General features: G+C 51.8%; 12 protein-coding genes. 8 read left to right on the forward strand and 4 right to left on the reverse strand.

Translation table 11 applies throughout. The annotated features are described in order from the left end of the window. The first annotated feature begins 24 nt into the window (after positions 1-24). Entirely contained in the window at positions 25-1,095 is a 1,071-nt protein-coding gene (locus tag BUB30_RS17005; RefSeq protein ID WP_073136231.1) for a sialidase family protein, read from the forward strand. A gap of 85 nt (positions 1,096-1,180) precedes the next feature. Here BUB30_RS17005 and BUB30_RS17010 read toward each other — a convergent pair whose 3' ends face one another. Beyond that, positions 1,181-1,729 carry a DinB family protein gene (locus BUB30_RS17010; protein ID WP_073136233.1) on the reverse strand — a complete coding sequence of 183 codons (549 nt, stop codon included), beginning with the start codon at positions 1,727-1,729 and terminating at the stop codon, positions 1,181-1,183. Positions 1,730-2,065: 336 nt separating this feature from the next. Between BUB30_RS17010 and BUB30_RS17015 the strand changes: the two genes are divergently transcribed. Next, a complete protein-coding gene (locus BUB30_RS17015) occupies positions 2,066-3,205 on the forward strand; it encodes a hypothetical protein (RefSeq protein ID WP_143164964.1) in 1,140 nt (379 codons plus the stop codon). A gap of 21 nt (positions 3,206-3,226) precedes the next feature. On the opposite strand, the gene BUB30_RS17020 is transcribed toward BUB30_RS17015, so the two are convergent. Next, complete coding sequence (locus BUB30_RS17020) at positions 3,227-3,658, reverse strand: nuclear transport factor 2 family protein (protein WP_073136236.1); 432 nt, start codon at positions 3,656-3,658, stop codon at positions 3,227-3,229. A 254-nt stretch (positions 3,659-3,912) separates the two neighbouring features. Here BUB30_RS17020 and BUB30_RS17025 point away from each other — a divergent pair, with 254 nt between their 5' ends. Further along, positions 3,913-4,461: an FG-GAP repeat protein gene (locus tag BUB30_RS17025; protein ID WP_084138193.1), complete on the forward strand. Its 549-nt coding sequence runs from the start codon at positions 3,913-3,915 to the stop codon at positions 4,459-4,461. Then, positions 4,418-6,835: a DUF3160 domain-containing protein gene (locus tag BUB30_RS17030; RefSeq protein WP_073136238.1), complete on the forward strand. Its 2,418-nt coding sequence runs from the start codon at positions 4,418-4,420 to the stop codon at positions 6,833-6,835. The genes BUB30_RS17025 and BUB30_RS17030 overlap by 44 nt, the downstream gene beginning before the upstream one ends. A gap of 1 nt (position 6,836) precedes the next feature. Here BUB30_RS17030 and BUB30_RS17035 read toward each other — a convergent pair whose 3' ends face one another. Beyond that, positions 6,837-7,205: a winged helix-turn-helix transcriptional regulator gene (locus BUB30_RS17035; RefSeq protein WP_073136240.1), complete on the reverse strand. Its 369-nt coding sequence runs from the start codon at positions 7,203-7,205 to the stop codon at positions 6,837-6,839. A 98-nt stretch (positions 7,206-7,303) separates the two neighbouring features. On the opposite strand from BUB30_RS17035, the gene BUB30_RS17040 reads away from it, so the two are divergent. The 4 genes from BUB30_RS17040 to BUB30_RS17055 all read left to right on the forward strand — a co-directional run bounded on the left by BUB30_RS17040 (position 7,304) and on the right by BUB30_RS17055 (position 16,906). Next, on the forward strand, positions 7,304-8,044 hold the full coding sequence (locus BUB30_RS17040) for an SDR family NAD(P)-dependent oxidoreductase (protein WP_073136242.1): 741 nt from the start codon (positions 7,304-7,306) through the stop codon (positions 8,042-8,044). Positions 8,045-8,198: 154 nt separating this feature from the next. Then, positions 8,199-9,077, forward strand: a complete 879-nt coding sequence (locus BUB30_RS17045; protein WP_245804117.1) for a helix-turn-helix transcriptional regulator — start codon at positions 8,199-8,201, stop codon at positions 9,075-9,077. Between the two features lie 148 nt (positions 9,078-9,225). Next, entirely contained in the window at positions 9,226-15,777 is a 6,552-nt protein-coding gene (locus BUB30_RS17050; RefSeq protein ID WP_073136248.1) for a choice-of-anchor tandem repeat GloVer-containing protein, read from the forward strand. A gap of 253 nt (positions 15,778-16,030) precedes the next feature. Beyond that, positions 16,031-16,906, forward strand: a complete 876-nt coding sequence (locus tag BUB30_RS17055) for an NmrA family NAD(P)-binding protein (protein WP_221408732.1) — start codon at positions 16,031-16,033, stop codon at positions 16,904-16,906. Between the two features lie 88 nt (positions 16,907-16,994). Here BUB30_RS17055 and BUB30_RS17060 read toward each other — a convergent pair whose 3' ends face one another. Further along, positions 16,995-18,851, reverse strand: coding sequence for a sensor histidine kinase (locus BUB30_RS17060; RefSeq protein WP_073136250.1), 1,857 nt, complete (start codon positions 18,849-18,851; stop codon positions 16,995-16,997). Positions 18,852-18,995: the final 144 nt, after the last annotated feature.

Below are 18,995 nucleotides of genomic sequence, written 5' to 3' on the forward strand. Positions count from 1 at the left end.
CAAGCTTAAAGATTTCAGGTTTCTATGTTCTTCATCACGCGTTTCCATCAATCCCTCAAAATAGTTGTATGGTTTCTCCTTGCTGTACTATCATCAGCAGGAAACCATGCATTTGGGCAAAATCCTACACTTCAAATCCTGGAGGAAGGTTATATTTTTGATCGTGCCGAGTTTAAATCCTGTCACGCCTCAACGTTGGTGCAACTGGCCAATGGAAAAATAATGGCCGCCTGGTTTGGAGGTACCGAAGAGGGAAGCCCCGATGTGTGTATCTGGATGTCGGTAAAAGAAAATACCGGCTGGACAAAACCCGCACGCATCGCAGAAGGCTTTCAGCCCGATGGCAAGCCGTCGCCTTGCTGGAACCCGGTACTTTTTCAAAGCAAAAATGGGAAGCTCTATCTCCATTACAAAGTCGGACCCAATCCCCGCGAGTGGTGGGCGATGTACAAAGTTTCCGGTGATCATGGAAAGACCTGGTCGAAGCCGGCTCCGTTGCCCGAGGGCATGCTAGGCCCCATCAAAAATAAACCCGTACAACTAAAGGATGGCAACCTGCTCTATCCTTCCAGCACAGAAAGCCTTGATGAGAAAAAATGGATCATTCACCTGGAACAGTCTGACCCGACACTAAGTCATTGGAAAAAGATCACGATAGACTGCGACACCTTCAACGCCATTCAACCCTCTCTCCTTTTTTATCCCAGCCACAAGATGCAACTGCTGGCCCGCAGCAAAGAGAATGTGATCGTCCAAAGCTGGTCGGAAGACGACGGAAAAACATGGTCGCATGTCACGGCGACAAATCTACCCAACCCCAACTCCGGCATAGACGCCGTAAGCAAACCGGATCGCTCCCTGCAACTGTTAGTCTACAATCCCCTGACCGCCGGAAAAGAATGGTGGGAAGGTCGTTCTGCACTAAGGCTGGCCACATCCACCGACGGCTTGCAATGGACAGACCTCTACACGCTGGAAGAACATCAAAAAGGAGAATACAGCTACCCTGCGATCATCTACGACGACCAGGGCAACATCCACATCACCTACACAGCGGATCGCGCCAAGATCAGGTACGTAAAATTGAAACTGTAGTCAAGCGCATAGTCTCCCGTCGTCAACGCGTCAACGCATAGTCTCCCGCCTCGGGGACTATGCGTTCCCCAAACTAACCAACAGTCTATCTCGCCAACGGAAAATCCGGGAGACTCTTAAGATTCTCGATCTGCCGCTGATGCCGGTTCAAATGAAATCGCAAAAACTCCAACCGCTGAACCACATTCAGCGGTCCCGAAATAATATGCGGATAAATGATTTGCTCCAGATCATACCCATCCATTTCATCACACAACGCCTCAAGCATATTCTGACAATTGGCCAGTGCCTCAATCCAGTAGTCCACCGACCCACCCCACCGGGGTTTGGCAATTTCGGGAACCTGTTCTTTTTCCTTCCAGGTCTTTTCGATGATCTTTTCGATGGGAAGGCCGTGATGGATCGCTTCGCCGGTCCAGATCGGTTTCTTATTTCGTATGCCGTCGAGCGTTTTCCAAATGCCATTGATCCCTCCCATTTCCGCCCACACCATGTGCTCGACATTGTCGACAACGGACCAGACATCGGGCGTGGGTTTGAATTGTGATTGTTCATAGGTCAGGCCGGAGGCTGCCTGGATGAATTGATGGCGGGCGAGGGCCACTGATTTTAAAAGGGATTGACGCTTATCCATGGGTTATGATTTAGTCTGGGACATTAAGCGTTCGAGAACCGTTCGTTATCTCCTGTCTCCCAACCGTGTTTAAACCTCAAATCTTAGCGCTTCCTTGTGGCTCCGAAACGTGCTTGAGTCAATTTAATAAAAAAAGGCTGTAGTCAAAGCGCACATACTGCAATCCAATGAGCATCCCAACCCGTCTGTTCACGGCGTGCTCATTTTATTTCTCATCGTGGCATGCTCGGTTCGGGGGCAGGCAGGGTTTCTTCCCGTGAGGTGGAATGCAATTTCCTCCACCTGACGGCGCAACCTCCGAAGTGGAAAAGGCGTCAAACAATAAAAGCCAGCCTTATGAAACCTGACATTCGTGCTTTCATGATGTGCAAAAAAATAACCCTGGCGGTCTGCGCCGCGCTGATCACTTCCGCGACGGTCGTTGGACAGGGCAATGGCCGCGAGTCCCTTCCATTCACTCAATATAATTTGCAAGACGATGGAAGATCCTTCTTGCTCCAGGAAGCTCAACGCGCCTCCTTTTTTATGCTGGGCGAATTACACGGAGAGCAGGAGGTGCCACAATTGTTATCTGCGCTATGGACGGAAATGTATCGCTCGGGCTATCAACACATCGCAGCCGAAATAAGCCCCTGGACAGCGGACAAACTGCAATCGGGGAAGGGCGACGACACACTGGCCATAGAAGGCTTATGGACAAATAAAGAAGCAAGGTTTGTTTGCCACACCGCCTCCAACCGGCAGACACTCTGGGGATGCGACATGGAAGAAATCTCGCTCGACTTGTTGATCCATGATCTCGCCCGCGAGAACAGGCAAACGACCCCGTTAAAAAGCGTCGAGGCTAAGATCAAAACCGGATACAATCGAAAGTTATCGCCTGCGCTATTGACTACGCTTGCCGGCTATCAGCCCGCTTCGGATCTGAAAAACGACGGGATCTCCCTGTATGAAAGCATTTTGTTGTCTCTGAAAGTCGATAGCGCGCGAGCCTTCCCGGAGTCCCGGTTCAAAGCACAACTGCTGCGCGAAAACATGATGAAAGATTATTTCATGCGGCAATACAGGCAACTCTCCACCAACGCCTCCCGGAAAATCCTCTTCCGCTTTGGGCGCAATCACATGCATCGCGGGTTGGATGGTCGTGGCGTTTCAACGCTGGGAAATTTCATATCGGAGTTCGCCATTGCGGAAGGGCTAAGAAGTTTCAATGTGGCCTGTTTTGCTGCGGGTGGCCAGTGCAAATTGCTCGGTGATACCTTTGATGCGGATGAAAGAAACGATGATCTGGCTTTTCGCTTTTTGTCGGAACAAGCCCGGTACGATCAAACTATTTTTGACCTTCGTCCTTTGCGAGTCAACTTACATAAAGTGTTAGAAAAAGACCGCACCGACCTGGACAAGCGTTTACTATTTTGGGCGGACTCATACGATGCGATAATTTGCTTTCGGTCCGTGACGCCACGCGACCACTAGCATGGCGAGATGTTTATTACTCTAGTGGACCGACAAAAGGGACACATGCGCCGCCACGGCCCACCATCTTTTCTTTCGTTGCATATAAATATCCTGATAGCAAACTCTCCCGGTCTTTAAAGCATTATCCTCTTTAGACACAAAGGTCATGTAGGCTGTTACAACGCCGATCTTTTCATCGAGCATCCGCACGTCGACGCTATCGATATTCACCGACAGTATTTCCTGCCGTTTTAAATTGCCAATGACATCACGCCGGGTCATCTTGTTGCCCCTGGGCGAGATCAAACTAAAATCCTTGGCAAAAATCCTTTCGAGGGTGGCCGAATCTTTCGTAGGATAGGACCGGATCCAGTCCTCGTTCATTTGTTTCAAGATCTCCACGGGTCTGTTTTGTGCATGCAGCTGGCACTGGGAAATCATGACCAAGCTAAAGATAAGTAATGCCTTCATTGCTGGAGGTTAAGGTTGAATAGTTTAAAAATAATCACAAAAGCTATTGAGGAGCGTTAACGGAGTGTTAAAATGGCGACACATGGTTCCGCGGCCCTTTTTCTTAACATACTGTCAAAGATTTTGTTGATTTCTCTCTCTCCTTTTCGGCCAGGCGTTCCCTTCGTCGCGGCAACCTGTCGCCTCCATCAACACATTTGGAAGTGGTCTTAAATTCCCTTGTCGTGACCGATTGTTTTTCGCTACCTTGAGGCGTGAAATGGCTTGTCGTCCTCCTGCTCCTCAGTTCCTGTGCACCCGCGCCCGAAGAAACTTTGTCGGATAGAAAAGTCCTCACGATCAACGACCGGTATTTCCAGGGCAAGGCCCTGTTCCAGCGACTTACTTCCCGCACGGGTTTCAAACTCTCCCTTCTGAATGCCGCCGGCGACCAACTCGACCAAGCCGTATTTCCCTATGCCCCCTACCAACTCGACACCGCCGATGTGAACAATGATGGGCGCACCGACATCCTGGTGGGCCTCATCAAATCCACGACATTCGACCCCATTAAAAAAAAACGCCTCTTCATTCTCCGCATCGACGACGGGCAAATACGACCGCTTTGGCTGGGCTCGAAAGTTTGCCAGGAGCTGGTGAACTTTAAAACCCTGGAAGGTGGAATTGTGCAGACCCTGGAGAAAACAAAGGCCGGCAACTATGCCATCGGACGATACACCTGGCAAAGCTTTGGACTGATCCTGATCAACTATGTTCATAATGAAAAATCGTTTGAAGAAGCCCTGCAACTTTTTAGCTCCTGACCGGCTTTGCATCGTTCTCACCGCCTTACTTCTGTTTGGGTGCGGCACCAAAACTTCGACAGAAACCACGGCGCCTCCCCAGGCCATAGCCCACACCGCAGACTACGAAGTGGTGGAAGATAAATCTTCCCTGGCGACCTACTATCAACTCGATCATATCAAGGATTGGTATCCCGAAAGAATACTGCCCCCGGTGTTCGATTATGCGCAGGATTTGTCCAACAAGAGCATCGTGGAGCTTTGGCTGCTGCGGAACGAGATCTTTGCCCGCAACGGCTATCTGTTCGACGATGCGGTGTTGCGCGGCTACTTCAACCAGTTCAAGTGGTATCAACCAATCTTCGACGTTCCCGAATTCAAAGTACAGCTCGACCAGCAGGAGCAACAATTCGTGAATAAGGTCCTGGCTTTGGAAAACACGCTCAACGCCACGCGCTATACAAAACAAGGCGACTACACCATGGTCAACCTGCAACATGTGTACAACGTGATGCAATTCAAAGCCATCGACGAAACATTGAAGCAGGCCCTGGCGAAAAATAATTTTGCCCTGGTGCCTGCAAAGCATGAACAGTTCTTTCACGTCTATGATCGCAACAGCTACGAATACATTCCGAATTTTATCACCACCGACATCTACCTGCAGGTTATGCACAAACATTTCAGTGCACTGTTGCAAAAGATAGAAGAGGAAAAATTTATCGGGCTAATGGGTGACTTACTGAAACGTGCCTACGACCGATCGCTGCAATATGAAAAGGATGAAAGCTCCCCAACCTTGAAGAGTTCTGCCCAGTGGGCCACCACTTACCTGGCGATTGCACTTTCGGCACTTACCGAAAAAACCTTTGCGGTAAGTCCCGGCATGACAGGAGCATATCAATCCGAATTAAAAAAAATAAACGACGCCTCCGAAACAGGGTCGGAATTCCTGGGCGATCCGGGTTTCCAATATTCCCAATTCACACCGCGAGGAAACTATACAAAAACCAAAGAACTCTCGCGCTATTTCAGGGCAGTGAAATGGTTGAACACAGCGCCGGTGATGATCGACACCGACAATGGGTTGATGAGTGCCATCGTTTTATCTTCTTCCATCCAGTCGTCACCCGAAACCCGGGAGGCATTTGAAAAGTTTAATAAGGCGCTGCTGTTTATTGTCGGTGAGGAAGACAATGCATCGGTCGCCAACATCATCAGCCTGCTGCCACCGCATGAGGAACTGAAAAATATCACACAACCGGAGCGGTTGTCCATGCTCCGGGGAAAGCTAATGGGCGTTGGACAGGGCAGGATCAAATCCAAGGGAGGCGATGACGCAACACAGAAAGAATTATCACGACCTTCCATTCGCTTTACCGCGGGGCGCTACACGTTTGATGCTGAAGTGTTGAGTCGCCTCATCCACGTGCTCCGGCCGGAGCCCAAACGTCCTTTCCCAAAAGCCTTGGATTTCTTCGCGGTATTGGGAAACGCCGACGCGGAAAGTATTCTGTTGAATGAACTCAAAGAAGGCACGCACTGGACCCCGTATCCCGACTCCCTGAAGAAGTTGAAATCAGAATTCAAAAATTACAATACGTGGGACATCTCGGTCTACTCCAAAACGCTTGACGCGATCCGAGCCGTATCCGAAAAGCGACCGGACTATCCCTTGTTTATGAACACGCCGCTGTGGCAAAAAAAGAACATCAACACATCGCTCGCAGCCTATACCGAACTGAAACATGACCTGTTATTGTATGCCGAACAACCCACCGCTGCTGAGGCCGGCGAAGGCGGCGGACCACCTCCCCCCGAACATGTGAGCTATGTTGAACCGAACGTGGCTTTTTGGCAAAAAGCGCTCGACCTCCTAAACCTGCAAGAGGAAACCCTGACGCGTCTTGATCTGATGACCGACGAGGTGAGCTCTGCCAGCAAAGAACTGAAAGAGATCGCTGAGCAACTGCTCGCCATGAGTAAAAAGGAACTTGCCCACGAAAATCTGACCGCAGAGGATTTCGACTATCTCACCTGGCTCGGCGGAAAGATCGAATACCTTACGATAAGACTTTCAGGTAACGATCATCTTCCGGAAAAAGAACGCCTGGTGGCCGAGATCGCCGATGTTTATAATTATAACGGCACGTACCTGGAGGAGGCCGTCGGCACCGTAGACGAAATTTATGTCATCGCGGAAATCAATGGTAAGCCTTATTTGACCAAGGGCGCCGTGTACAGCTACTATGAATTCACCAGCGACACCCCGCTCACCGACGAAGCCTGGCAACGCCGGGTCACTTCAGGAAGTACGCCGGCACGTCCCACTTGGATGAAGGAAATTCTTGTTAATGCGCCTTCGCTTGAGTCGAATCCAAGTTATAGTTTCTAAGTCATCCTAACGAAACAAGCTCCACCGTCTCGCGATGCATATTCCCCCAATCCGACATCGCCCGCAACATGGGCCTCATGCTTTGACCGAGTGCGGATAATTTATATTCTACGCGCGGCGGCACTTCAGGATAGACTACGCGTTCGATGATCTGCGCTTTTTCCAGTTCCCGCAGTTGCGCCACCAGCATGCGTTCGGAGATGCCTTCGATGGACTTCTTCAATTCACCATAGCGCATGGTCTTATAGATCAACCGGCACAGGATGGCGGGCTTCCACCGGCCGCCCACGATGTTCAATGCGTAGGCCATGCCACAACTGGCTTTCAATTGCTTTTCATTCAAAGCGTTGGTAGAACTGTTTTTTCTCATTTTTTACTTTTTTGTTAGTACCTAACAATGCGCCCAGTACATGCAAATATAAATGCTGTTGCCATACTTTTGGTTCATCAAACAACAAAGAATAGCACATGAAAAAATTTGCAAACAAAACTGTCCTGGTCACCGGTGGCAGTCGCGGCATTGGTGCCGCCATCACAAAACGACTTGCTGAAGAGGGGGCCAACGTAGCCTTCACATACAACCGCTCGGGCGAAAAAGCGCAAGCCATCGCCACCGCGATAAACCATGCTGGCGGCAAGGCCCTGGCCATCCGTGCGAACAGCGGCGTCCCGGATGATGTGACGGACGCGGTAAAACAAACGGTAAATGAATTTGGCGGCATAGATATCCTCGTCAGCAACGCGGGCATTTATATCGGCAAACCCTTTGAAGACCACACGCTGGAAGAATACGAAGAGATCATGTCGGTGAATGTGCGGGCCGTCTACGTTGCCGCGCATGCCGCCGTGAAACACATGGGCGCTGGCGGTCGGATCATCACCATCGGCAGCAATATGGCCGACGGCTCCATGGGTCCGCAAACGACTTTATACGCGATGAGCAAATCGGCGCTGCAAGGTTTCACACGCGGCCTGGCCAGAGACCTCGGACCAAAAAAGATCACCGTCAACGTAGTCCAACCCGGACCGGTGGATACCGACATGAATCCGGCCGATTCGGAACTCGCCAACTTTGTGAGAAGCCGTCTGGCCCTTGCCGACTATGGCACGGGTGACGACATCGCGGGTCTGGTTTCTTTTTTGGCGGGAGATGAAGGGAAGTTCATCACAGGCTCATTCCTCACCATCGACGGCGGCTTCAACGCCTGACAAAAACACAGTCCGGTATACGAGCCAACCGAACACGCGCGGGCACAATCTGAGGATGTGCCCGCGCTGCTTTTATAAACGTTGTGAGCGCCCGAAGTACTGAAAACCTTAACCCGCCCTGCACGTTTTATGTTAAACACCCCCCAGCGCCCCTATGGACTTATCCGGAATGAAATATCAACAGATACCGCCACCCGCCTATCTGAAGAATTATGTCCGGTATTTCTATGCTCTGGAAACCAAAGATCAAAAACCCTCGCGCTATACCTTCCGCACCATCGCCGATGGCGGGCCCGGGTTGCTCTTTCAACCACACGAGCACGGCACCTACAGCCAGAGCGACAAACTGCTTCCCGAGCTTTTTCTATACGGCCAGTCCACCACCCACGTGGAGACTTGTCTGAACGGAACGTTCACCACCATCGGTATTTTGTTTTATCCGCATGCGCTGAAATCTGTTTTTGGTTTGGATGCGCACGAGCTCACGGACCTTTGTCTCGATCTGAATGCCGAGGCCGTCAGACAAGGCTATCGCCTTTCGGAACAGTTGGCCGCCGCCGGGACCGTTGAAGCGCGTGTCGAGGTGCTCTCTGCCTATCTGTTTTTTCTCGTCCGGAAAAACAGTATCCTCACCGATAGCAAAATGGAGTATGCCATCACACAGATCGTGCAGTCGGGTGGAAGCTTGTCGTTGAAAGCGCTGCATAAAGATTTGGGGCTTTCCGAGCGCAGCGTGGAACGCAAGTTCAAACAATACGTGGGCCTGTCACCAAAACTGTTTGCCCGCATCTGCCAGTTTCAATCCTCGCTCAACCAGATCCGAACCCTCCAGCACGACAAGCTTTCCGACATTGCCTATGAAAACGAGTATGCCGACCAGTCGCACCTGATCCGCACGTTCCGCGAATTTTCGGGCATGTCGCCCAACGAATACCAAAAACAATTCAACACCCTCGCCGAAAATCTTCCCATTTTTTCCAGCGAGGATCCGCTGGTGGGTTTTGTTCTATCCTATGGGTTGCAACGCGCGTAATTTATTTTCTGAATTCCCCCGGGTTCTTGGCTTTTTATACCCCTTTTTGATAATTTTCGCATACATGCCATACCCTTAAATTGTTGGCGTATCCCTCTCGTTACCAATAAACTATCATTTACCCACCGTCACCTAAATCGTTAGAAAAATGACCTTCAAGATCTTGCCTGTTCGTGCCCGGATGCTACTGGTCTGTGCCTTATGGATCGTATTTTCTACGGTCACTTATGGCCAGGAATATCTCATCGGTTTCACCCAATATGGCGGAAGTTATAACAAGGGGGTTCCCTACCAGATCAACACCGATGGCTCTGGGTTTATGTCCTTCAAGGATTTCGATGGCAACACAGGCGAAAAGCCCGGTGATGGCGCAGGCTTCACACAATTTTACTACCCTATCGTGAACGCGGAGGGACAACATTTCGCCTTCGCGGGATTTTCCGGTATGACCCAGTCAGGCGATCAGAACCTAGGTTTAGGAGCGCGGGTAAACGTCACTCCGGGAGAAGGTGGCTTTGCCCCACCACCAGGGTTTCATTTTGGCGGCTATCTCGGAACAAATCCCGGAGGCCGGTTTTTGATGGGCTTTGACATGCAGCTTATTGGTTTGACGTCTGCTCAAGGTTCCAACGGAAACGGTGCCGTTTTCACAACATCGGCCATCGTAGGCTCGGCAGGCGGCGATGCTTTATTTTCGTTTGATGGGATCAATGGAAAATCTCCAAAGGGAAGCCTGATCCTGGGGCCCGATGGAAAAGCTTTCGGCATGACCGAATTGGGTGGAACGCATGACCTGGGGGTCATTTTTTCCGTCGGCGTTGTGGGCACCGGCAATACTTTCGGAAAGCTCCTGGACTTCGATGGTGCTACCAATGGATCGAACCCCACCGGCAACCTCGTGCTGGCCGCCGACGGACGCATGTATGGAATGACACGCACTGGCGGAACCAGTGGCAAGGGAGTTATCTTTAGTTTGTCTCGGTATGGCACCGACTACAAAAAGCTGATGGATTTCAACGGCGCAGCTACCGGCGGTAACCCCAAAGGATCGCTGACCGAATTTACCGATGGAAAGCTTTATGGCATGACCTCATCGGGAGGCGCCTATGGTTATGGCACGATCTTCAGTATAACACCTTCCGGAGTGTTCACAAAAATTTTGGACTTCGACGGCACCAATGGGAAATCTCCTGTCGGCGACCTGCTCGTTTCCACCAGCGGCACCGTGATGTACGGTGTTGCATACGCTGGCGGCGCGAATGATGACGGTGTTTTGTTCAAGCTTGAAAATGGAAATCAGTTTACAAAACTGTATGACTTTAGCAAAGCAACGGGCAGCAACCCGGTTGGGTCGCTGCTCATGAAAAAGCAAATACCCGCCATCACATTCCCTCCGATCGCGCGAAAGAATACACTGAGTGCCCCTTTTGCACCCGGGGCCACGTCTACTACCGTCTTACCCATTTACTATGTATCGGATAATCATTCCGTCGCCGTTATCGAAAACAATCAAATCAAAATTGTCGGCCAGGGAGTTGCCACCATCACGGCCTTTCAGCTCGACAATCATGCCTACCTCGCCCAGGCAGCGACGCAGGACGTAGTAGTTGACCGGGCGCTGCAGACCATCACCTTCGATCCCATTCCCGCCAAAACCTTTGGCGACCCCTCCTTCACGATCAAGGCCACATCCAGTTCGGGATTGCCCGTCACCTTCAACATGTATTCCAACAATGTTGCTACGCTCACCGGTGACGTGGTTTCCATACTAGGAGGTGGAACCGTGACGATCGTCGCACACCAGACCGGCGATGCCAAGTATGCGGCAGCGCCTGATGTGACACAGACGCTTGTGATTGACCGGGCTACGCAAACCATCGCGTTCAACCCCACCCCTACAGTAATATGCTGTCAGCCTTTTTCGCTGTCGGCAACCGCATCGTCCAAACTCGCCGTATCGTTCAAAACCCTGGACTGGAAAATTCTGCAGATTGGTGAATACCAGGTTCAACCCGTTGGTGTAGGGCCGGCCGAGGTCATTGCCTATCAGCCCGGCAACGCGAACTACAAACCAGCCGAGACCCGTGCTACCATTGAAGTATTGAAGGGTAATCAGTTTCTGACGTTTAGCATCTTCAATGGTCCATTCAAATTCGGTGACCCGCCCGGCTATGTATCTTCGAGTAGCTCCAGCGGTCTGCCGGTGACCTATACCAGCGATCCTCCGGGCATCGCCGTGGTGGAGGGCGCCAACCTCTACATCCTTGGCGTTGGCACGACCAAGATCACAGCAAGCCAGCCGGGGAACGATCTGTACTATCCCGCCTCATCAGTGTCCACCACGATCACGATAGCGCCCCCGAAAACGCCGCCTACCGATAACGTCATCACCTGGCCGAACGTCTTGTTAAAAACGATGGTGGATCCACCATTCAATCTCACGGCTTCGGCATCCTCCGGTTTACCCATATCCTACACATCCTCGGATCCCACGGTGGCCACCGTTTCAGGCAACCTTGTCACCATCAAGGGTGTCGGGTCGACGACCATCACCGCCACGCAGGCTGGCACCAGCGAAATCCCGGCGGCGACAGCGGTTAAAAAAGTGCTCCAGGTGGATAAGCAGTACCAATACGTTTATTTCTCGCTCAACTCCTACGCAACGTTTGGCAATGACCCCATTTCGTTACCCCCGACATCCAGCGCAGGCCTGCCCATCACCTACACCAGTTCGAACAATAGTGTGGCCATCATTGAAGACTATTTCCTTCATTTTACGGGCGCAGGCCAGGTAACCATCATAGCATCGCAGGCCGGCGACAGTCGCTACATGCCGGCACAATCGGCGAGCCAGACCATCAATGTGAATCCCCTCTACCAGAGCATTACCTTTGACAACCTGCCGGCGAAAACCTATGGCGACGCTCCATTCAACCTGGTGGCTACTGCCTCTTCGGGGATGCCGGTGACATTCTTCAGCAGCGATCCAAAAATCGCATCGGTAACGGGGTCGACGGTTACGATCCTGGGGGCGGGAACGGTTACCATCAAAGCAAGTCAATCCGGGGTCCCCGGATATTACGCTGCAGAAGTATCGAAACCCCTGGTCATTAACAAGAAAAGTCAAACGATCACCTTCCCGGCATTGTCTGCGACGAAATACGGTGCCGCACCATTTCTCATTTCCGCTACGTCCTCGGCAAACCTGCCCGTTACCTTCACCAGCGCTAAACCTGCTGTGGCCAAAGTTTCGGGTAATGTTGTCACCATCACCGGCAATGGTACGGCCGACATTGTTGCTTCTCAACCGGGCAATGAAAACTACCTGCCTGCCCCGGTGGTTCACCAGCAATTTCTTGTCGCCGATGCGGGCAACACCTACGATATCGTAGGTGCAACCTCCAACGGTGGCGCTAATGGTACGGGAACCGTGTACGCCATGAATTCCGAAGGCGCCGACTTCAACATCATCAAGTCTTTCAGCGCCCAAAATGGAGGCCTTCCGGAGGCCGGGCTCACGAAGGGAACGGACGGCAGGCTCTATGGCAACCTCTATGCGGGTGGAAAATACGGCAACGGACAAATCATTCGGCTCGAAGCCGACGGCACGGGCTACACGGTACTGCACGATCTGATCGACGCGGAAGGGTCTTCTCCTTTTGGCAATTTGATCCAGGCCAGCAACGGCGATCTTTATGGCCTGACCAGCAAAGGTGGCACCTTCGATTGGGGCACCATTTTCAAACTAAAAACCGATGGCACCGGGTTCACGGTCTTGCACAGTTTCTCTTATACCGCAGAAGGAAGCAGTCCGCTCGGCGGACTTTTGCAAGCCAGCGATGGGAAACTTTATGGCATGACCCGCTATGGCTTCTATGGGTCCGGAACCATCTTCAGCATCCAGGCCGATGGCAGCGCCTACACCACGATATTCAGTCTGACGGAAGCCGCACCCACCAAGTCCGGCACGTACCCGCGTGGCGATCTCATTCAAGGTGCCGATGGTTTTCTGTATGGCACGTTGTTGCAGGGCGGCGCAAACAACAAGGGAACGTTGTTTAAAATCAAAACCGACGGCTCTGGTTTTGCAAAGCTGGTGGACTTCGACGGAGCAGCGCACGGCGCCTCACCGGCGTCCACATTGCTATGGGCATCGGATTCAAAAATTTATGGGATGGCCCAGGCAGGAGGAGCCAATGGCGTAGGAGCCATTTTCTCACTCAACGCCGACGGTTCAAATTTTACACGCCTTTTTGATTTCGACAATGCTACCACCGGTGGTTCACCGCCAGGCGAACTCACGGAAGGGAGCGACGGGTTGCTCTACGGCATGACCAATAGCGGTGGTGCGAATTCTTTCGGGACGGCTTTCAGCATTCAAAAAAATGGTTCAAACTTTCATAAGCTGATAGATTTCGATAGCCGTGCTGCAACGCCAACATTTGGTCCGCTCGTGGAATCCGGGACCGGTGTTTTCTTTGGCATGACCACCAATGGCGGAGTGGGTAATACGGGCGCGATCTTTAGCATCACCTCCAGCGGGACCTTTGCGGTAGTCAAAAACTTTCCCGGCGAAGAATCCAGACCCTGGGATCTGGTATCGGACGCGACGGGACAATCGTATTACGGTGTCGCTACCAGCGGCGCCTCCAATGGCAGAGGCAGTTTCTTTCGTATCGACGCTTCGGGGTCATCCTATCAAAAACTTGCCGATCTGGCGGGTAACTTCACGGCGAAAAAAATTATTTACGTTTCCGATGGTTATCTCTGGTGTCTGGGATTCTCGGATACCGGGGCCTATGGGTTTTACAGAAGCAAAATTGATGGGTCTGGATTGCAGAAAATAACGTTGGTCGACGGCGCCACACAAAAAGGGATCTCACCCCAAACCATGATGCAAGCCTCTAACGGCTATCTGTATGGCATGGGATACAGCAATGGATTGCCGGTGGTGTTTCGGGCAAAAAGCGATGTCACCGAAGTGACAAAGCTTTTCGATCTGCCTTCCGGCGTAGAGATCAACGCCAGCAACATCCTCGAAGCTTCGGACGGCAACTTTTATGCAGCAACTACTTACAACAGTTTCATCTTTAAGTTCACGGCGACCGGCGGCTACACAAAAGTATTCACCTTCCCCACCGCGGAAGTGGGTGAAGTACCCATAAAGATCATCGAACTGAATGGAGGAAGCCTGGGGATCATTACAAGCAACCACGGCACAGGCAATGCCGGTGCGATCTTCATGGTCGAAAAAGATGGAACGGGTTATTCAAAAATCTATGATCCAAAAAACAATGATGGCATCTCCCCGATCGATATGTTCCAGACGATGGATGGCTGGATTTACGTGGCCGCTCAATATGGCGGGTCCTACGACAACGGCACGATTTATAAGATCAGAGGCGACGGGTCATCCCTAACCAAAGTGCACGATTTCAAGGACACCGACGGAGACTCCCCTTCGGCGCTGATCTTCAAGAAAGCTCCGCAGACGTTTACCTTTGATGCACTGTCTGAAAAGAAAACATCCGATCCTGCATTTTTTCCCGATGCCCTGAGCAGCTCGGGTGCACCCATTCAATTTTCGAGCAGCAATCCCGCGGTGGCCATCATTGAACGCGGAAGAATAAAACCGGTCGGGATCGGCACAACGGTCATAACGGCAAAGCTACCCGGCAGCACCAACTTTTTCAAAGCCGACGACATCGAACGACAACTCGTGGTGGTGAGGGGCGACCAAACCATTTCGTTTGATGCGCTCACGCCTTTGTATAAGAGCGATGCTCCCTTTGAATTGAAAGCCGTCGCTTCGTCCGGTCTGCCGGTCACCTATCAAAGCTCCAACACCACCGTGGCCACCATTGATGGAAACGTCGTCACCATCAAAGGCCTCGGTTCTACGATCATCACCGCGTCGCAGCCTGGCGATGTCAATTTCTATCCGGCGGCGAACGTGCAACAGACATTCACCGTGAAGAAGGGTGGAGCCCAAACTATTCAGTTCGCCTATCCCGGCAGCAGAGCATTGGACAACGGCCCATTCCAACTGACGGCGACTGCGTCATCGGGTCTGCCCGTTAGCTTTACGACATCGTCCGGCAACATCTCGCTGTCGGGTTCAACCGTCACGCCGTTGAATCCCGGACTTGTCACCATTCAAGCCAATCAGCCCGGCGACACCGACTTCCAACCCGCACCTCTCGTAGAGGTGTCCTTCTGCATCAACCCACCCCAACCCAAAATCACCATCTCCGGTTTGGGGCCTGAATTTGTGTTGCAGTCCAGCAGTCCCAATGGAAATCAGTGGTATTACAATGACACACCGTTACCTGGCATCAACACGAATACCATTTCGGTAACCGACGAAGGCACATATACCGTTGTTGTCACCGTTGCGGGCTGCTCGAGCACATCTGCACCAAAAGCCTTCGTCACCACAAGCACGGAGCAACAACCTCAAGTCCTGGTAAACATCTCTCCCAATCCTTCTCGCGACGCGTTCAATGTTGAGATCGAAGGAGCATTCAAGCAAGCTGCAACTTTGGAATTGATCGATGGCACCGGCCGAAGCATAGCCTACCGGCAACAAAACACGCCCGGAACCGTGGTGTTCGACGTTCATGACGCTCCGGTTGGTTTATACCTTATGAAAATAACTGCGAATGGAAAAATTCTTTTCCGGAAGTTGTTGAAGGAATAGAAAATTTGATCCATCCGGGAAACAAGACCGCTAACTTTTGGCTAGCGGTCTTTTTTTTTATAAGCTGTTTCTCTGCAACAACAAAAATGGAGCATGCCATCGCGCAGACCGTGCCATCGGGGTGTGATGCCAGTCGCTGAAATCGCTTCACAACCCTCGCCGAAAATCTTCCCATTTTTTCCAGCGAAGAGTCCTTGTCGGTTTTGTTCTATCCTACGGATTGCACCGCGCGTAATTTTCCCTAAAAAAAATTATGCAAACCTCACAGACAACGGGGGTTCGTCCGGCGAATAGCGCCCAGACGAATCCCGCCAAAAATCCCATTCTTGTTCTCGGTGGCACCGGAAAGACCGGACAGCGCGTGGTGAAACAACTCCAGGCCTTGGACTGGCCCCTGCGCGTGGGCTCACGTTCGGGGCACCCGCCATTCGACTGGCTCGACACGCGCACGTGGAAACCCTGCGTAGAAGGAATCCATTCCGTCTACATCACCTTCCAACCCGACCTGGCCGTACCCGGAGCCGTGGATGCCATCCGCTTCTTCACAAAAACGGCCCTGGAAGCCGGCGTGAAAAAACTGGTCTTGCTCTCGGGGCGGGGCGAAAAGGAAGCCGAAGCGTGCGAGCAAGTCGTCATGCAGGCCGGCGTGGACTGGACCATTCTCCGGGCGAGTTGGTTTTGTCAGAACTTCAGCGAAAGCGTTTTCCTGGAACCCGTTCAAGCCGGCCACCTCGCGTTGCCTGCAGGCGATATTCCGGAGCCTTTTGTGGATGTAGACGATATCGCCGATGTTGCTGTGGCCGCCCTCACGGAAGAAGGTCATAACGGCCAGCGCTATGAACTGACCGGTCCGCGTATGCTAACCTTCAAGGAAGCTTCACAGGAGATCGGCAATGCGATCGGCCGCGTCATAAACTACGAGCAGATCCCCATTGGCGATTATGCGGCGATGCTCCGGTCGTATCATGTTCCCGAAGACCAGGTAGACCTGGTCGTCTATCTCTTCACGGAAGTGCTTGACGGCCGAAATGCATCGCTCACCGACGGCGTCCAACGGGCGCTCGGGAGAAAGCCCACAGACTTTGCCACGTATGTTAAAAAGGCCGCGGCAACGGGCGTGTGGGGCTGATAAAAAAAACAAAACCGCTTATCACGCAAGCGGTTTTGGTTTTAGCACTCTATTTTCATTCGTGTGGATATGCTCCATCAAACGATCTTCAATTCGAATGACTTTCCAATGGCATTTTCGACAACAGCTCCGCCTCAGCGTCCGAGGTGATCGGCCGGTAAAGGTTGGGCAGTCTCAGGAAAAAGTTTGTTCCAACATCCGGCTGTGATTCCACACGCACGTCGCCGTTGAGGCGCTTGATGGTCTCTCTGAAAATAAAAAGTCCCAGGCCGGTACCCTTCGAGTTGTAGTCGGCGCGGTAGAACATGTCAAATATTTTATCGAGGTGTTCGGGCTGGATCCCAATGCCGTTGTCGCCAAAGACGATGGCAATTTCCGTGGGGGAAATGCGCGCGTTGATCTCGATGAAGGAATTCTCCTTGGTGACGTCGGCATAGCGGATGGCGTTCGAGATGAGGTTGTTGAAAAGGATGGTGACCCGGTTCTTATCGGAATAGAAAACGTGGTTGTGATTGATGTTCACCCGTCGTTCGATGCGATCGAATCCTTCCACGAAACTGTTTTGTTCAAAGATCTCTTCGATCAGCACGTCCAGCTGGATGGGCTCGGGCGCGATCTTCATCCGCTTGTTCTTGGAGAAGTTCACGATCTGGCTGATAAAATACTCGGAGCGATGAATGCTCTTCTCCATCATGGCCAGGTATTCCTTCAGGCTTCCGTCCTTGTTCTCGTAGCGCATCAGGTTGATGAGCCCGAGCAACGACGAGAGGGGTGAACGCAAGTCGTGGGCGGTGGAGTATAAAAAATTATCGAGCTCCCGGTTCAGTGCGCGCAGTTGTTTGTTTTTTGTTTTGAGCTCTTTCGATTTGCCACGGATGTCTTTCATCTGGTCGCGGGCCTGGTCCATCAGCAGGATGAATGAGCTGGTGAGCGTGTTGATCTCGTTGGCCGCGTTGCGCATGGTGAAATCGGTTCGCTTCTCGCTGCGGGAATTGAGCGCGTCATCGACCAGTCGCGATAAACGGGCGATGGGTTCGGAGAGGCGTTTGGAGATCCAATACCCCGATAACAAAGAGAAAAATATGGCACCGATCAACGTGATGAAATAAAAGATCCTCCCGTTATCCTGTGCGCTCAGGGATTTGTCGTAGGAGTAATTTGAAAGACGATAATACTGGTTGCTGAGCGACGAGGTGAGCGTGTTCAGTTCGCTGCGCACGCCGTCGTGGGAGCTCAGGCCGATAGCTTTTTGGATGGCCGCAAGCTGGAGGAAGATCCGGCGGTATTCATCGAGGTGGCTGATCCCTTCGGCATTGTTCTTACTGTTTTGCAAGGCGGTGTGCAAGACGGCATACCGCTCCTGAAACGCGCCGATGTAGGCGGTGTCGTGCCGGAGAAAGAAATCCTTCTCGTGTCGCCGCAGGTTTAGGATGTTCACGATGTTGTGGTTATCGATATCCAACTCCTCCAACGCGTGGGCATGAAGTCGCATTTCGCCTTCCAAGCCGTAGTCCTTAAATCCTTTTTGATAAACAAGCCCCTCTAACCGGTCGAACTTCCGGTTGTAGAGCATCAACGTGCTGTCCAGAGAAAGCAGGTTGCTTTGGATGCTGTAGTCGTTCCGGCGGATTTCATGCAGCAGGCCCGCCAACTCGACCTTGACAAAGGCATTGAGGCTGTCGCGAACTTTCAGGAAATGACTTTGGCGGGTCTTGAAATAATCCTCGTTGGTCACCTCGAGGTCAAAAAAATCGTTGTCCGATTTGATGAGGTTCAGCGTATAGATCTCCAGCTGACTGATCTTGCTGTGAATGCCGGCCACCCGACTCGTATTTTCCATGATGTAGATCGAGACCAGGGAGAGAACGAGAATGAGGAACGTTAAAAAAAGAAAGCCCGAAACCATACGACTGCGTATGGAATTGAGTTCGAAGAATTTCAGCATTGCTTGCCTGAAAAATTGATAAAGTGCAGACAAAAATGAGATTTTCTCTCCGGGGCAACGGTGCCGGGCGGGTTAAGATATTATTAATAATTTTATCTCCATGTAACCAAAAACACCAGCGGGCCGCCGGGAAGGTTCCCGCAG

This window comes from Chryseolinea serpens (genome assembly GCF_900129725.1).
In the GTDB taxonomy this organism is placed as follows: domain Bacteria; phylum Bacteroidota; class Bacteroidia; order Cytophagales; family Cyclobacteriaceae; genus Chryseolinea; species Chryseolinea serpens.

What these genes read in the sequence shown, in the direction of transcription:
- BUB30_RS17015 (WP_143164964.1), top strand. Translation starts at nt 2,066, where the DNA reads ATGAAACCTGACATTCGTGCTTTCATGATGTGCAAAAAAATAACCCTG.
- BUB30_RS17020 (WP_073136236.1), bottom strand. Translation starts at nt 3,658, where the DNA reads ATGAAGGCATTACTTATCTTTAGCTTGGTCATGATTTCCCAGTGCCAG.
- BUB30_RS17060 (WP_073136250.1), bottom strand. Translation starts at nt 18,851, where the DNA reads ATGCTGAAATTCTTCGAACTCAATTCCATACGCAGTCGTATGGTTTCG.
- BUB30_RS17055 (WP_221408732.1), top strand. Translation starts at nt 16,031, where the DNA reads ATGCAAACCTCACAGACAACGGGGGTTCGTCCGGCGAATAGCGCCCAG.
- BUB30_RS17005 (WP_073136231.1), top strand. Translation starts at nt 25, where the DNA reads ATGTTCTTCATCACGCGTTTCCATCAATCCCTCAAAATAGTTGTATGG.
- BUB30_RS17050 (WP_073136248.1), top strand. Translation starts at nt 9,226, where the DNA reads ATGACCTTCAAGATCTTGCCTGTTCGTGCCCGGATGCTACTGGTCTGT.
- BUB30_RS17030 (WP_073136238.1), top strand. Translation starts at nt 4,418, where the DNA reads ATGAAAAATCGTTTGAAGAAGCCCTGCAACTTTTTAGCTCCTGACCGG.
- BUB30_RS17040 (WP_073136242.1), top strand. Translation starts at nt 7,304, where the DNA reads ATGAAAAAATTTGCAAACAAAACTGTCCTGGTCACCGGTGGCAGTCGC.
- BUB30_RS17010 (WP_073136233.1), bottom strand. Translation starts at nt 1,729, where the DNA reads ATGGATAAGCGTCAATCCCTTTTAAAATCAGTGGCCCTCGCCCGCCAT.
- BUB30_RS17035 (WP_073136240.1), bottom strand. Translation starts at nt 7,205, where the DNA reads ATGAGAAAAAACAGTTCTACCAACGCTTTGAATGAAAAGCAATTGAAA.
- BUB30_RS17045 (WP_245804117.1), top strand. Translation starts at nt 8,199, where the DNA reads ATGGACTTATCCGGAATGAAATATCAACAGATACCGCCACCCGCCTAT.